The sequence below is a fragment of the Gordonia sp. 852002-10350_SCH5691597 genome (assembly GCF_001665715.1).
Classification (GTDB): domain Bacteria; phylum Actinomycetota; class Actinomycetes; order Mycobacteriales; family Mycobacteriaceae; genus Gordonia; species Gordonia sputi.
Genome location: NZ_LZMO01000074.1, coordinates 1 through 14,424, shown reverse-complemented (window position 1 = coordinate 14,424; position 14,424 = coordinate 1). Strand labels below are relative to the sequence as shown.

The following is a 14,424-nucleotide window of genomic DNA, read 5'->3' as shown; positions in this document are numbered from 1 at the left end:
GAATACCAGACCAAGACCGATCGTCAGATCCCGGTGTTCGTGCTCGAGTGACGATATCGGCAGCTCCCGCGGGGTGATCTGCATCCCATCTCATGGACTTGAAGTGCCCTTGAGGTTTTATTGTCGACGGTATGCAGTCGCTGTCTGACGCGGTGGATGCGCGTACTGCCTTCACCACCGCGTTTCGTCTTCACCCCGCGGGAGTTGCCATTGTCGCCGCCGAGACTTCCGACGGCCTCGCGGGCCTGACGGTCTCGAGCCTGGCGTCGGTGTCCGTCGACCCGCTCGCTGTGTCGTTTTCCGTGACCAGTTCGCGGGGGAGTGCCGGTGCGGTACTCGGCGCCGACACGATCGGGATCAGTTTGCTCGACGCCCGACACGTCGACGTTGCCGACGCCTTTGCGCGTCCAGGGGCACCCAGATTCACGACGAACCAGGATTGGACGAGTTTCGAGTCGGGCGAGCCGATCCTGCGCGATGCACACGCGGCGCTGCGGTGTGTCGTCGTCGAAACGATTGCGGTGGGGTCGTCGACCCTTGTCGTTGCCGAGGTGCTCGAGACGAGGCTCGGTTCGTCGACGCAACCGCCGATGGTCTACCGCGACCGCGCTTTCCACACGCTCACCTGATCAGTCCTCGGGCAGCCCTGCGAACGTCTGCTTGATGCCCTTGTACCAACCCATCGACTGACGAGGGTGACGCCAGCGACCCTTCATCGCGTCGCGCGCGTCCTGATGTGTTGCGTCGCCGGCCTTTTCGGCATCCTTGAGATGCTGGTCCTGCGCTTTGATGATCTCGTCAGCGGTCGCGCCGTGGTGCGCTAGTCCGCAGGGGCCTCCGAGTTGCGTGCAGGTCATGGTTTTCATCGGATCTCCTCAATAAGGGGCCGTTCTTGGTGGCACGGCCGGGTCTTGGTCATCGATTTCTTGGTGCTGCATAGGGATGACGAATCGGCGACCTCGGATGTGACCGAACGAGGTCAGGCGCGGTGCTCGTTCTTCTCGCGTCGGACAACACGGCCGAGAACGTCCTGGTCGGCGCGGAACGTGATTCGGGCGACCATGCCGTCGACCACGTCGAAGTCGAATAGAACCATCGCGGTGCCGCGATGGAACCAGGCCGACGCCGGGCGGTCGTCGACGAAGACCGCCAGAGCGGCCTTGGCGCTTCCGTTGAAGAAGTCGGCGATGCTGCGCCGGCCGTCGATCTGCGCGGGCGTGCCGGTGGCTATGGCAACCTCGTCGGCTCTGACCTGAGCGTCGGGAGCCAGGAGCTCGAGAAGACGCTCGAAGTCACCTTCGCGGGCTGCAGCCATGAACGCGTCGACGACCTCCCAGTCGGCGAGGGCGTCGTCGGCAGCGGGTTGGCGTACTTTCGCCCTGGCTCTCGAGGCGAGTTTGCGTGCGGCGGTGGGCGTGATGTCGAGTGCTGACGCGATGGTCGCGAATTCGAAACCGAAGGTGTCATGCATGACGAACGCGACGCGTTCGGCCGGTGACAGGCGGTCGAGAACCACGGTGAGCGCGATCCCCACTGAGTCCGACAGCGCGATCACGTCAGCGGGATCGGGATCCTCGGAGTGCTCGTCGATCGCGGTTTCTGCGGCTTCGGGGATTCGCGCGCGCAGCCGGTCGAGACACAGCCTGCTGGTGACGGTGGTCAGCCAAGCCGGCAGATTTTCGATGTCGGTCTCGGTCGCGGTCATTCGCAGCCAGGCCTGCTGCACCACGTCCTGGGCTTCGGCGTCGTCGCCCAGAATGCGGCCGGCCACGCGGATCAGGCGCGGCCGCTCCGCCTCGAATTCGTGGGCGCGATCATTCGCGTTCAGAACCATGTCACCACCTCGTCTCTGGTTGGCTTGTCCCAGTCCGTTGTGTCCCGGTCTCAGTGTCTGTTGTTGACTCACACCTTGTTGACGGTTCACAGCACGCAGATGTGACAGCACTCAGACGTGACAGGGCCGCGGCGAGGATGGGTCACGTCGTCGCGAATCCCCAGCGGATCGCGTCGACGAAGCGGTCGACATCGTCGGTGGTCGTGTCCCAGGCGGTCATCCAGCGCACCTCGCCGACGCTTCGGTTCCAGTCGTAGAAGTGGACGCGTTCGCGGATGCGGTCGGCGATCTCGACCGGCAGTCGGGCGAAGACGGTGTTGGACTCCGTCTTCTGGGTCAACGTGAGCCCGGCGAGTGAGCCGTCGTCGATGCCCTTCTCCAGCTCGGCGCGCAGCCGGGCCGCCAGGGCGTTGGCGTGCGCGGCGTTTCGGAGACCGAGGTCGTCGTCGAACAGCGCGAGTAGCTGTGCGGTGGTGAACCGCATCTTGCTCGACAGTTGGGTGGTCGATTTCCGGAGGAATCCGACGCCGGGGGCGCGGTCGGGGTCGATCACCACGACCGCCTCGGCGGCCATGGTCCCGTTCTTGGTCCCGCCGAGGCTCACGATGTCAACACCGGCGTCGGTGAGGAACTCTCGAAACGGTTGCCGCAGAGCGGCGGCGGCGTTCCAGAGCCGCGACCCGTCGACGTGGACTGCCATTCCGAATCGGTGTGCCGTCTCACTGAGTTCGGCGATTTCTGCTGCGGTGTACAGGGTTCCGAGTTCGGTGACCTGTGTGATGCTGACCGCCAAGGGCTGTGCGAGCTGCTCATCGCCGAGCGCGGCCGCCCCTGCTTCGATCTGCGAGGGTGTCAGCTTGCCGTCGTCGGTGCTCATGCCGATCACCTTGATGCCCGAAAGGCGCTCGGGTGCAGCACCTTCAGAGGTGTTGATGTGGGCGCTGGCAGGGGCGATGACAGCACCCCACCGCGGGAGAAGCGCCGACAGTGCGACGACGTTCGCGCCCGTGCCGTTGAAGAGCGGGTAGACCTCGGCACGATCGCCGAACTGACCACGGACGACGTCGCGCAGGCTGCGCGTGTACTCGTCTGCGCCATACGGAGACTGGTGTCCGCCGTTGGCGGCTGCGAGCGCTGCGAGCACGTCGGGATGGATTCCCGCGTAGTTGTCGCTGGCGAAGGAGCGGTGGTTGTCGTCGTGTAGCGAGGAGATGGTCACGCTGTCCACGTTGTCACTCTCGGCGAGCCGACTCAATGTCACTGTCGGCGAGCCGACTCAATGTCACTGTCGGCGAGCCGACTCAATGTCACTGTCGAGCCGACTCAATCTACGGGCTGCAATACGCGGCGAGGAACTCGGCGAGCAGGCGGGCGGTGACGGGGCGTGGCAACGATTCGACGGCCGCGATGATCGCGGGCATGTCCAGGTCTGACGCGCCACCATGCCGATGCGGGTTGATCCCGGCAGCAATCAGAACCTCTTCCGCTGCCGCACTGGGCAATGCGAGCGCCTGGTCGAGAGTGACGGCGCCGCTGTCGAACGCTCCGGCCAGTTCACGTAGTGCCTCGGGCGCCAGCCGGGCGGGCGCGCCGCGGACCTCCTCGGCCGCGAGCGCGAGAACCTCGACGAGTTCGTCGACGACGGAATCGGTGACCGGTGTGATCGTCAGGTGTGTGGTGGCAGGCAGGACTGTGCCGTCCGGCTGCGTGAACGCGGGCTGTGCCTGCAGTGCGAATCCGCGCGCCGACACTGCGGAGCCCCACAGGTGGGTGTCGACGGGTTCGGCCGCCTCGGGGTCGGTGCGTACGGCGAGAACAGGTCCCGACGGCGCGCCGACGACGCGTAGCCCGTCGATCCCGTCTATGGCTGTGACGACGGCATCGAACGCGTGTCGGATTCGTCCCGTCAATGCGGCGTAGCCGTCGGCACCCAGGGTCCGGCTGACCGCCCATGCCGAGGCGAGTCCCGCGGCGGAGCGGGAGCCGAGCAGCGTCGGATTGACGATCGGGTAGCCGGGCCAGTCGGTGATGGAGAAGAACTGGGCGCGGTGTCGGTCGCGGTCGCGGTGCAGCAGGAGCGACGAGCCCTTTGGTGCGTAGCCGTACTTGTGCAGGTCGGCGGAGAGGCTGGTGACGCCGTCGACTCGAAAATCCCAGGGAGGCAGACCATCCCACCACGCCAGTGCGAAACCGCCGAGGCAGGCGTCGACGTGGAAGGCGAGATCGCGCGACCGGGTGATCTCGGCGATCTCGGCGATCGGATCGAGCACTCCCGTCGGGTAGTTGGGTGCCGAGGCCACGACGAGAATCGTGTCGTCCCGAATGGCATCGGCGATGTCGTTGGCGCGCACCGCAGTCGATGCCGTCGGCACGGGCACCCGGATCGCCTCGACACCGAACAGTTCGGCGGCCTTGAGGAATGCCGCGTGTGCGGTCGTCGGCAGGACCATCGACGACTGCCCGGGTGCAGCGCCCACGCGATCGCGGGCAGCCTTCACGGCGAGCAGGCAGCTCTCGGTGCCACCAGAGGTGACCGACCCCACGGCGTCCGGACCATGAAAAGTGGCGCGGCCGAACTCGATCAGATCGCGTTCCATCGCTGCCACGGAGCCGAACACCGTCGGGTCGAGTCCGTTGACCGACTGCACCATTCGTGCGGCCGACGCCGCGACCTCGTCGAGCACCTCGAGTCCGGAGTCGTAGACGTACGACAGCACATGTCCGCCGTGCGTCGGCGCATCCGTCGATCGATAGTCAGTCAGTTCGTGCAGAGCCGCGTCGGCTCGATCCTTCAGGTTCGGCGGTTCCTGAGCTCGTGGATCCACCGGGTCGGCTGCGTCGGGGCTGGAGGTCATCGACATCGGTCCTTTCGGGTCACTGAGTGGGGTGCCCCGTCGTGCTGGGGTGAGCGGTCAGAGCGTCGACGCCGGCGTCGTCGCGGTAGTCGCGGAGGAACAGCAGACTGAACACGACAAGCAGCGCCGGCACAAGCGAGAAGGCGAGTGCGATAGCCGTGAGCGCCGAATCCGGTTGTCCGACTGCGGTATCGCCGCTCGACGACACGAACCCGCCGATCGCGAGAATCAGCAGGAACACGCCCGGGCCGAGAGCGAGGCCCACCGTCTCACAGGCGGTCCACACCCCGGACATGGCACCGCCCCGGTCGTGGCCGGTGGTACGGCGATCCGATTCGATGATGTCGGGGAGCATCGCGAGCGGGAACGCCTGCATGCCCGCATATCCGACGCCTGCAACCGCCACGGACGCCAGCATCCACCAGCCGGGGGCCCACGCCGCCACCAGCAACGACGCCGTTGCGGCGATGAACAATACCGACGCCAGGACCAGCCCGGCCACCTTCCCGAATCGGTGTCCGAGTCGATACCAGAGGGGCATCACGATCAGCGCGGGTCCGACCAGCGCGACGAACATGTACGTCAGCGCGGACTTGTTGCCGAGGAGATACGTCGCTACGTATTGCGCGCCACCGAGCATGACCGCGCTCGCGAGTGCCTGAATCACGAAGAGTGCGACGAGGAGTCGGAAGTTGCGTACCTGTGTCAGCGCTGCGACACCGTCGCGCAGGCGGGTTCTGGGAGGTTCGGCGACTCGTGACGCCGCAGCGGATCGGGGTGCTGCGCCGAATGTCGCGATGAGCATTCCGGTGCAGAGGACCAGTGCTGCCACGACAGCCATGACCGCGTACCCCACGTGGCCGCCGCCCGCGGCGTCGCGGATCGCGGGACCGCCCGCGCCGACCAGCAGAATAGCGAGTGCGAGGACCGCGATTCGTGTGGTGATGAGGCGGGTCCGTTGGTGATAGTCGTGCGTGATCTCTGCGGGTAACGCGACGTAGGGCACCTGGAAGAAGCCGTAGGCGATAGCCGTCAACGTGAAGAACACGAACACCCAGGTGGCGGCCAGAGCAGGGGACGCGCTCGGTGGGACGAGGAACGTGAGTACGAACAACGGGACGAGTGCCAGCGCCCCGAAGACCATGAAGGAGCGTCGGCTCCCGGTGCGGGCTGCGCGTGCATCCGAGCGGGCACCGATGATCGGGTTGACCACGACGTCGATGATCTTCGGTGCGACCACGACTATCGAGGCAACCGTCGCCGCAACCGCAAGCGTGTCGGTGAGGTAGTACGCCAGTACCAATCCGGGGAGCGTGCCGAAACCACCCGTACCGACACTGCCCGCGGCATACGACAGCAGCGTTCGACGTCCGAGCACGTCTGCAGGTGCCGCGGGTCGGTCAGCCACGGTATGCCTCGACCCGTTCCCACATTCGGGTGTACGCCTCCGCGGCGGCGAACAGGTCGTCGACGACGCGCGGGCCGTCGACCGGCCCCGCCTGGACGCGAAGGCTCTCGATCCAGTCCGGCAGAAGTCCGTAATGTGCTGTGCCGTCGACGTTCACGTCGAAGACGCGTTTCCCCGAGACCTGCCTGCTGATCTCGGTGACACCGTCGGCTCCGCGGAACGGATACCTCACCGGGTTGCGACTCGCTGACGGTCGCGGGTGTGCCTGGGCGCCGAGACCACCCATGTCAGGGCCGAACCCGACACCGAAGAAATAGTCGGGACTGCGCTGCTCGCGCAGCACACGCCACGCAGAAAGGTAGTCGGGTGGAAGGTCTCCGTGTCGCCCCTTCTCACCCGGTTTGCCCTCGGCAGGTGTCGCGAACAATCCGACGATGCCGCCGGCGGAGAGAATGCGGCCATAGTTGCGCGGATCGGTCCACGTGTGCGACGAGATCACTCCTGGATAGTGACGCCTGGAGATGATGTCGAGGACGGCTTCGGCCGATTTGGCGCTGAAGTGGTCGATGTCGATGGCCATGTTGCGGTCGATGAGTCCGTTGACCGCGTACGCGCCCAACGACGTCAGCCCGCGAACGTTGCACTGCTGCCCGCGCGGGTAGCCGAGGACCGGGTTGTCCTTCTCGGCGGTCTGGCACTTCTCGACCTGCCACGGATGCCCGTTGGACAACTGCTCGCCGGTGTTGACGGCGGTTCCGGTGACGCCCTGGTCGAATCGCGTTCCGCCGAGCGCGTTGTCGAATTTGTGCGTGAGGATCACCTGGCGAATGCCCATCGACTTCAGTTCGTCGAGTCCTCGATCGATATCGGTGCGCGAGCACAGCGAACGACCGGAGACCTCACGGCACCCGAACGGCTCGGAGATCTCGATGCCGAGAGTCACGGCCACCTTGCCGTCCGCGATGACTCGACGGGCGTCTGCCGCCGAGGACACGATGCGCAGGAATCCCTTTCCGGGGCCACCATTTTGGGCGTCGACGTAGTCGACGAGCTGGTGTAACAGCCGGTGTTGGATGCGCACCGATTCCATCTCGTTGCACGGCTGATCGCCGCGCCAGTACTTCTCGCACAGCACGCGGTTCTGCACGTAGTAGTTCTGGATCATGCGCAGTCCCGACCGCCAGGAACGTTCGATCCAGCGGTAGTAGGTCTGCTCGTGCGTTAGTGAATCCCATCTCGGCCACTGCGAGAACGTCGGCCAGCCGTCGGTGGCGTGCGGGCCGGGGCGCGACAGCACCTGCTCGGACACCGCGGGAATGCCGTCGGGCTCGTGGTCGGGGCAGTCGCGCAACGCAACCGTCACACCCAGCGGATCAAAAGGCTTACCGCAGTGCAGTTCTCCGCCGAGGAACTGCTCGGAAAGCAGATGCGCGTGCGAGTCGACGAAGCCGCGGAGATTGCCCTGGGCGTCGGTGCCACGCATGACGGGACCGGTCACGTCGATCTCCGGTTCGGGAAACGGTCGACATCCCATCGCGGGCGTGAGATGTACTTCTCGAGGTCCGCCACTTCCTGCGACGGCGGGTGTCAGTGTGAAGTCGCGACCGCTGCCTGTCACATTCCACTGGGCGCGAGGGCTGACGGGGTGCGTGAGTGTTGGCGTGCCCGCAGTCGCGGTGAGTAGACGTTCGCCCCTACCGGAGAAGAGATAGCTGCCGAGGCCTGCGGCCTTGGCGGTGAACGGCCCGGACTGCCCGCCCACGTTCTTCCCGCCTCGATCGGCGATCTGCACGCAGGTGTTCGCCAGGGCGTAGACGTCGCCCGTGACCGCTCCCGCACGTGCAGGGAGAAGGACGGTGAGGGTGCCGACGGCGAGGCAGCACGCGAGGATGAGTGCGGTCGGTGCGACCCGAACGCGGTTGTGAAGGCGAGGCGTCGCCGTTCTGGTCATTCCCGGCACGGTAACCGAGCGCGCTTGTACCCGCCGACTTTTCGATACCGGTGAGCCAAAGTCGGACGTGGTCAGGTCATCGCACCGACGTGCATTTCCTGCGACGACGCTCCGCGACGCGCGGCAGGGATGGACGGGGTATCACTGACAGGAGAGCAGAATCACGATGGGAGATGTGATGCCGCGCGAAGGCGAATCACTACAGAAGATGGGGTTCCTCACGATAGGTCGGTTCGACGAGGCCGACCCGAGGGCTGGTCACCTCGAGACGCTGCGCACGATAGAGGCGGCCGAAGAACTCGGCTTCGACAGCGTGTGGTTGCGTGACCGGCACCTGCAGCACGGCATCTCGTCGCCGGTTGCGATGCTCGCGGCCGCGTCGATGCGGACGACGCGGATCGAACTCGGTACGGCGGTGATACCGCTCGGACTGGAGAATCCGTTCCGCCTCGCCGAAGACCTCGCCACGGTCGATCTTCTCTCCGGCGGTCGTATCAATCCCGGTGTGTCCGTGGGTACTCCGATGAGATACGACGATTTCAAGACCGCGCTCTACCCGGACACCTACGACCGTGAGGACTTCTCCAAGAACCGGGTGCTGCGGCTGCTGTCGCATCTGCGGGGTGAACCGGTGAGTGAGTTCGAGGGAACCGTCGGGATCGAGACCTTCTCCCGAAGCGTTCAGCCGCAGTCACCGGGTTTGGCCGGCCGCGTCTGGTATGGCGGCGGACTCGAATCGGCGAAGTGGGCCGCTCAGCACGGATTGAACTACCTGACTTCCTCGGTGGTCAGTATCGAGGGCACGACGTCGCGGGACTTCGCGACAATTCAGGCCGAACACATCGACGCCTACCGGGCAAACCATCCCGATCCGTCGTCGGCGCGCGTGTCGCAAGGGCTCGTGGTGATCCCGACGGACTCCGCGACACCCGACCAGGTACGCAAATACGAGGCATACGCGCAGTCTCGCTTCGAGCGGACGCTGAGCCCGCAGGGTCCGCGCGGAATGATGTTCTCGCCGGACTATGTCGGAAGTTCCGCTGAGTTGGCTGAGAAGCTGTTCTCGCACAAGGGGTTTCAACGAGCGACCGAGGTGGCGTTCGCGTTGCCCTTTACCTTCGACGCCGCAGACTACGAGCAGATCATCACCGACATGGCGCAGCATCTCGGACCAGCGCTGGGTTGGATACCCAAGACCACCGAGTCATAGGCGGTCGGGTCATAGGCAGTCGGGGGCCGTAGGTAGTTGGGGGCCATGGGCAGTCGGGTTCACGCCAGGGTGGAGTCGAGGAATTCGGTGATCTCGGCTGTCAGCGCCAGGCAGGCCATGCCGTGTTCGCGTGGTTGGCCACCGAGATCGATCCCGCCGACCACCTGGACCTGCGACGGGTAGAGACCAGGACGCAGGAGGTGCCCCGCGCCGTCGTAGCGGATATGCGTATCGGACTGCGACCCTCGGCGGCCGAGCAGCGCGTCAGCCATCTGCTCGGATGGCCACAGGTGATCGTCGGAGCCGCTCACGCACAGGATCGGGCACGCGATCTTCTCCCACGCGATGACGGCATCTGCCGTCTGCGAGCGGTTACGTGACACGGTGTCGAGGCCCGCACTGTATGCGGGTGCCAACCTCAGCAACGTCGGCTTGTTGCGTGCGACATCTCGCGAGAGATGCCATGCGTTGCTGATCAATTGTGGCATGAGGACTCCGCTCGGCAGCGGCGCGTACGAGCACGATTGGCCGCGGTAGCTCCACGACGAGGTGTCGGGTATCTCGCCGCCGTCGCCGATCGCCTGCCAGGTCACCGAACTCGGGCTCAACAAGACGAGGGCTCCGACGGGAAGGTCGGGTTCGCGCGCGAGGGTGGCCGCCACGCCTTCGGCTCCACGGGAGATGCCCAGCGCGGCAACGGTGGTCGAATCAACCTCGGTGCGCCGTGACAGCCACGAGATCGCGGTGGCGAAGCGCTCGAGTGGAATGCCTGCGACCGGAACTGCTTCCGGGTCGGCGTCGAGCCAGTCATAGGCAAGGGCGACGATGCCGCGCGATGCCAGTGCGCAGATCGTCGCCCGCTGGGAGTCGTATCCGCCCTCCGAACCACCGAAACAGACCACGGCGCGTCGGGCATGGCCCTCTGCCGGCAGTGCGAGGAGACCGGGTCTGCCGTCGACGTCGACCTCGCTGACGCGAACGCCGGGAGCTGTTGCGGACCGGAGTCGCGTGACGTCGGAGCGATGCTGGCCTCCTCTCGCCTCGATGCGAAGCTGCCACGGTTCCGCGGGAGGAATGAACAGGTCGGCGCGGTCGGGTTCGCCGGTGAATGCCATTGCCCAGAGGATGTCGTCGACGGATTGTCCGGTGCCGGCCAGGCGGCCCTGCCACCGCCAGAGTCGGCCGTAGAGATCCTGCCCGGACACCGACACCGCGATGTCGGGGATGCCGGGGGCGTCGACGCCGATGGAGAACGGTTCGTCGTGGCGGCTGGTCGACGGCGCGCGTACGACGACGCGGGGGTCCTGATCGTCGGCAGGAGCGTCGGGCTGGGCGACCGGATCACCCGGATGCGTCGCGTCCTGTCGCTTGCTGATCGCATCGGTGTGCGACGAGAACCACGCGGGGAAGACCCCCGGAGACGGTGCCTGCGACACCCAGGAGCGTGAACGGCACAACCCAGTAGCAGACGATCGACAATGTCGACGCGCCGTCGCGGATCGTCGCCTCGCCCTGTACGAGGGGCGGGATCAGCGACACCACTGTCATCACTCCGAAGACCGCGATCCACATCCACGTCATCGCAGAGGTGATCACGCGGAATCCGTCGCTGCGCGCGACGTCGTCGGTGACGGACGCACGCGCGTACTCGCGGACGAACGGTCGACCGATCACCATGCCGACGAGGGCGATGAGGAAGATCGCGGCGTTGCCCAGTGGTTGTAGCCAGCGCTCCAGAAACGAGTCGCTGACGGTGAATGCGAGGACGGTGAACATCGCGAAAACCAATACAGCACCGGCCTCGAGGGTGTGCCAGGGCTGTCGACGCAGCCGCTGCACCGCGACAGCGAGCACGGCCAGGCAGAGGGCGACGATCACGGCGACGCGAAACGAGGTGTTGCCGACCAGAATCCAGTAGATGATCCAGGGGGAGAAGCCGATCAGGAATCCCATGTGGCACTCGATTCTCGGATAGCGGACCCAATGGTGGTGACCCCCACCGGCCGATCTTACGGCTGGTCCCGGAGGTGCGGGACGGAATCGCTTGCCGCATCCGCGACGATGTCGTCGACGACACGCACATCCACCGCACGGATCGTTGTCGGCGCGCTTCGGTAGGGTGCTCCGGGTGACTTCGAGTGCATCCGAGACGGTTTCCGGAATCAAGTCGGTCAACGCACGCCTGGCGGACGAACTCCAGGTCGGCGAGCATCAGGTGGCTGCGGCGGTCAGACTCCTCGACGAGGGTTCGACGGTTCCGTTCATCGCGCGCTACCGCAAGGAGGTGACCGGCTCGCTCGACGACGCGCAACTGCGACTGCTCGACGAACGGCTGCGTTACCTGCGCGAACTCGATGAACGACGCGCCGCTGTGCTCGCGTCGATCGAGGAACAGGGCAAACTCACCGACGAGCTGCGGAACGCTCTGCTGACGGCGGAGACCAAGTCGCGCGTCGAGGACATCTACCTGCCGTACAAGCCCAAGCGTCGAACCAAGGCGCAGATCGCGCGCGAGGCAGGCCTCGAACCACTCGCCGACCGATTGCTCAGCGACCCATCGCTCGATCCCACTGTCATCGGAGCCGAATTCGTCTCCGACGCGGTAACCGACGCCGCTGCGGCACTCGAGGGTGCCCGACACATCCTCATCGAGCGGGCCAGTGAAGATGCACAACTCGTCGGCGAGGTGCGCGAGACGTTCTGGCGACAGGGATCGTGCGCCAGCGCCCCGCGCTCGGAGGAGATCGCGAAAAGCGCTGCGGGACAGAAGTTCCGCGACTACTTCGACTTCGCGGAGCCGCTCGACGAGATGCCGTCGCACAGGGTGCTCGCCGTGTTGCGCGGCGAGAAGGAGGGCGTGCTCGCCGTCGACCTCACCGGAGGCGACGACGAGGGCTATCAGTCGATGGTCGCGGCGAGCCTCGGCGTCGACCTGTCCGGGAAGGGCGCGGCGTCGACCTGGCTGGCCACCACCGTGCGATGGGCATGGCGCACCAAACTCATGATCTCCACGGCCGTCGACGCTCGGGTCCGTCTGCGTCAGCGCGCCGAGGACGACGCCGTCGCGGTGTTCGCGAAGAACCTGAAAGACCTGCTCCTCGCAGCACCCGCGGGCAACCGCACCACTCTGGGCCTCGACCCGGGGTTCCGGACAGGCGTCAAGGTCGCCGTGGTCGACGGCACCGGAAAGGTGCTCGACACGTGCGCGATCTTTCCGCATCAGCCGCAGAAGCAGTGGGACACGGCGAAGGCGACGTTGGCCGCGTTGGTGGCGCGCCACGGCGTCGAATTGATCGCTATCGGAAACGGCACGGCGTCGAGGGAGACGGATTCACTTGCCGCCGAACTCATCTCGGATATCTCGGCATCGGGAGCACGGCCGCCGATCAAGGCAACGGTGAGCGAAGCGGGAGCATCGGTCTACTCGGCGTCGGAGTACGCGTCGGGTGAGCTACCCGACCTCGACGTCTCGATCCGTGGCGCGGTGTCGATCGCGCGCCGCCTGCAGGATCCGCTGGCAGAACTGGTGAAGATCGATCCGAAGTCGATCGGTGTCGGTCAGTATCAACACGACGTCACGCCGGGCACGCTCGCCCGTAGCCTCGACGCGGTGGTCGAGGACGCGGTGAACGCCGTCGGCGTCGACCTCAACACCGCGTCGGTGCCGCTGCTGGCCCGGGTGTCGGGTGTGGCACCGACACTCGCCGAGGCCATCGTCGCACATCGGGATGCCGCGGGCCGATTCCGCAGTCGAGCGGCATTGCTCGAGGTTCCTCGATTGGGGCCCAAGGCATTTGAGCAGTGCGCGGGATTCCTGCGGATCACCGATGGCGACGACCCGCTCGACGCGTCGGGCGTGCACCCCGAGGCGTATCCCGTGGTGCGTCGCATCCTCGACCGCACAGGCCTCGAACTCGCAGGACTCATCGGCGACGAGCGATCACTGAAGTCGTTGAAGCCCGCAGAGTTCGCCGACGAGAGGTTCGGCGTGCCGACGGTCACCGACATCCTCGGCGAGCTCGAGAAGCCGGGACGCGATCCGCGCCCCGCCTTCACCACCGCAACCTTCGCCGCGGGCGTCGAGAAGGTCTCCGACCTCCAGCCCGGCATGGTCCTCGAAGGTGTCGTCACCAACGTCGCCGCGTTCGGCGCGTTCGTCGACGTCGGAGTACATCAGGACGGGCTCGTCCACGTGTCGGCCATGGCGACTCGGTTCGTCTCCGACCCGCACGAGGTGGTCAAGTCCGGCCAGGTGGTCAAGGTCAAGGTCGTCGAGGTCGACGTCGACCGACAGCGCATCGGCCTGAGTCTTCGACTCGACGACGAGGTGCGCACACCGGGCGGCGATCGTGGCGCGCGCCGCAACGACGCCCGCACGGGTCAGGACTCGCGCCAAGCCCCACGTGGCGGCTCTGCGAACGGACGCGGCGGAAACGACGGCCGTGCCGATCGAGGCCGCGCAGGCAACGGGCAGGCTCGTGGCGGTCAACCGCGCGGAGGTAAGGGACGTGACGGCAAGGGACGGGACCGACGAGAGTCCCAGCCGATCAACGGATCGATGGCCCAGGCGCTGCGCGACGCGGGCTTCGGAAAATGACGCGGGTGTGTGGACATGACGCGAGCTCGGGGAACGACTTCGCTTACGTCGCAGCGTGACTGGTCATCCATGAGCACGGCGAGCCGATGACGTCGCCCGGCGGGCCCGCCCCGGTCATCACGGTTGCTGCGGTCGTCATCCGCGACGACGACGGTCGGTTGCTGACGGTCCGGAAAAAGGGAGCCGTCAGATTCATGCTGCCCGGCGGTAAGCCCGAACCGGGGGAGGATGGTCGACGTACGGCGCTGCGCGAGTCCCGGGAGGAATTGGCGGTCGAGCTACGCGCCGATGACCTCGTCGAACTGGGTGTGTTTCGCGCCGACGCCGCCAACGAGGTCGGCCATCTCGTCGAAGCCACTGTGTTCGAGCATCCGTACGTCCGCGTCGACGCGCCCGCCGCCGAGCCAGCAACAGCGGGATGATGTGGTCGGCGAGCAGCGGCGCCAACGGGACATTCGCCGACGCGACGTCGATCCACTGAAGTTCCGCGATCTCGGCGGCGGGCGCGTCGACGCGGACGTACGGATGCTCGAACACAGTGGCTTCGACGAGATGGCCGACCTCGTTGG

The 14,424-nt window shown here is 66.2% G+C and carries 9 protein-coding genes and 2 pseudogenes; 4 read left to right on the top strand and 7 right to left on the bottom strand.

Going from position 1 to position 14,424, the window contains the following annotated elements:
- Window positions 1-131 precede the first annotated feature (131 nt).
- On the top strand, window positions 132-629 hold the full coding sequence (locus tag A5777_RS05380) for a flavin reductase family protein (protein WP_064861892.1): 498 nt from the start codon (window positions 132-134) through the stop codon (window positions 627-629).
- On the opposite strand, the gene A5777_RS05375 is transcribed toward A5777_RS05380, so the two are convergent.
- The 6 genes from A5777_RS05375 to A5777_RS05350 form a co-directional block, all read right to left on the bottom strand.
- A complete protein-coding gene (locus tag A5777_RS05375) occupies window positions 630-866 on the bottom strand; it encodes a hypothetical protein (protein WP_064861891.1) in 237 nt (78 codons plus the stop codon).
- 113 nt (window positions 867-979) lie between these two features.
- On the bottom strand, window positions 980-1,834 hold the full coding sequence (locus tag A5777_RS05370) for a sigma-70 family RNA polymerase sigma factor (RefSeq protein ID WP_064861890.1): 855 nt from the start codon (window positions 1,832-1,834) through the stop codon (window positions 980-982).
- A gap of 142 nt (window positions 1,835-1,976) precedes the next feature.
- On the bottom strand, window positions 1,977-3,053 hold the full coding sequence (locus tag A5777_RS05365; protein WP_064861896.1) for a threonine aldolase family protein: 1,077 nt from the start codon (window positions 3,051-3,053) through the stop codon (window positions 1,977-1,979).
- Between the two features lie 109 nt (window positions 3,054-3,162).
- Entirely contained in the window at window positions 3,163-4,689 is a 1,527-nt protein-coding gene (locus tag A5777_RS05360) for a pyridoxal phosphate-dependent decarboxylase family protein (RefSeq protein ID WP_064861895.1), read from the bottom strand.
- A 19-nt stretch (window positions 4,690-4,708) separates the two neighbouring features.
- A complete protein-coding gene (locus A5777_RS05355; RefSeq protein WP_064861889.1) occupies window positions 4,709-6,097 on the bottom strand; it encodes an MFS transporter in 1,389 nt (462 codons plus the stop codon).
- The gene (locus A5777_RS05350) at window positions 6,090-8,048 is read right to left on the bottom strand and encodes a hypothetical protein (protein ID WP_064861894.1); all 1,959 of its coding nucleotides are present in this window, start codon (window positions 8,046-8,048) and stop codon (window positions 6,090-6,092) included. Before A5777_RS05350 ends, A5777_RS05355 begins: the two co-directional genes overlap by 8 nt.
- Before the next feature lie 178 nt (window positions 8,049-8,226).
- Between A5777_RS05350 and A5777_RS05345 the strand changes: the two genes are divergently transcribed.
- Complete coding sequence (locus tag A5777_RS05345; RefSeq protein ID WP_064861893.1) at window positions 8,227-9,258, top strand: LLM class flavin-dependent oxidoreductase; 1,032 nt, start codon at window positions 8,227-8,229, stop codon at window positions 9,256-9,258.
- Window positions 9,259-9,317: 59 nt separating this feature from the next.
- Here A5777_RS05345 and A5777_RS05340 read toward each other — a convergent pair.
- A pseudogene (locus A5777_RS05340) lies at window positions 9,318-11,211 on the bottom strand (acyl-CoA thioester hydrolase/BAAT C-terminal domain-containing protein).
- A 175-nt stretch (window positions 11,212-11,386) separates the two neighbouring features.
- On the opposite strand from A5777_RS05340, the gene A5777_RS05335 reads away from it, so the two are divergent.
- A complete protein-coding gene (locus A5777_RS05335; RefSeq protein ID WP_064861888.1) occupies window positions 11,387-13,855 on the top strand; it encodes a Tex family protein in 2,469 nt (822 codons plus the stop codon).
- An 86-nt stretch (window positions 13,856-13,941) separates the two neighbouring features.
- Window positions 13,942-14,259, top strand: a pseudogene (locus A5777_RS05330) (NUDIX hydrolase); the annotation flags it as partial.
- Window positions 14,260-14,424 lie beyond the last annotated feature (165 nt).

What these genes read in the sequence shown, in the direction of transcription:
- A5777_RS05360 (WP_064861895.1), bottom strand. Translation starts at nt 4,689, where the DNA reads ATGACCTCCAGCCCCGACGCAGCCGACCCGGTGGATCCACGAGCTCAG.
- A5777_RS05380 (WP_064861892.1), top strand. Translation starts at nt 132, where the DNA reads ATGCAGTCGCTGTCTGACGCGGTGGATGCGCGTACTGCCTTCACCACC.
- A5777_RS05350 (WP_064861894.1), bottom strand. Translation starts at nt 8,048, where the DNA reads ATGACCAGAACGGCGACGCCTCGCCTTCACAACCGCGTTCGGGTCGCA.
- A5777_RS05375 (WP_064861891.1), bottom strand. Translation starts at nt 866, where the DNA reads ATGAAAACCATGACCTGCACGCAACTCGGAGGCCCCTGCGGACTAGCG.
- A5777_RS05345 (WP_064861893.1), top strand. Translation starts at nt 8,227, where the DNA reads ATGCCGCGCGAAGGCGAATCACTACAGAAGATGGGGTTCCTCACGATA.
- A5777_RS05370 (WP_064861890.1), bottom strand. Translation starts at nt 1,834, where the DNA reads ATGGTTCTGAACGCGAATGATCGCGCCCACGAATTCGAGGCGGAGCGG.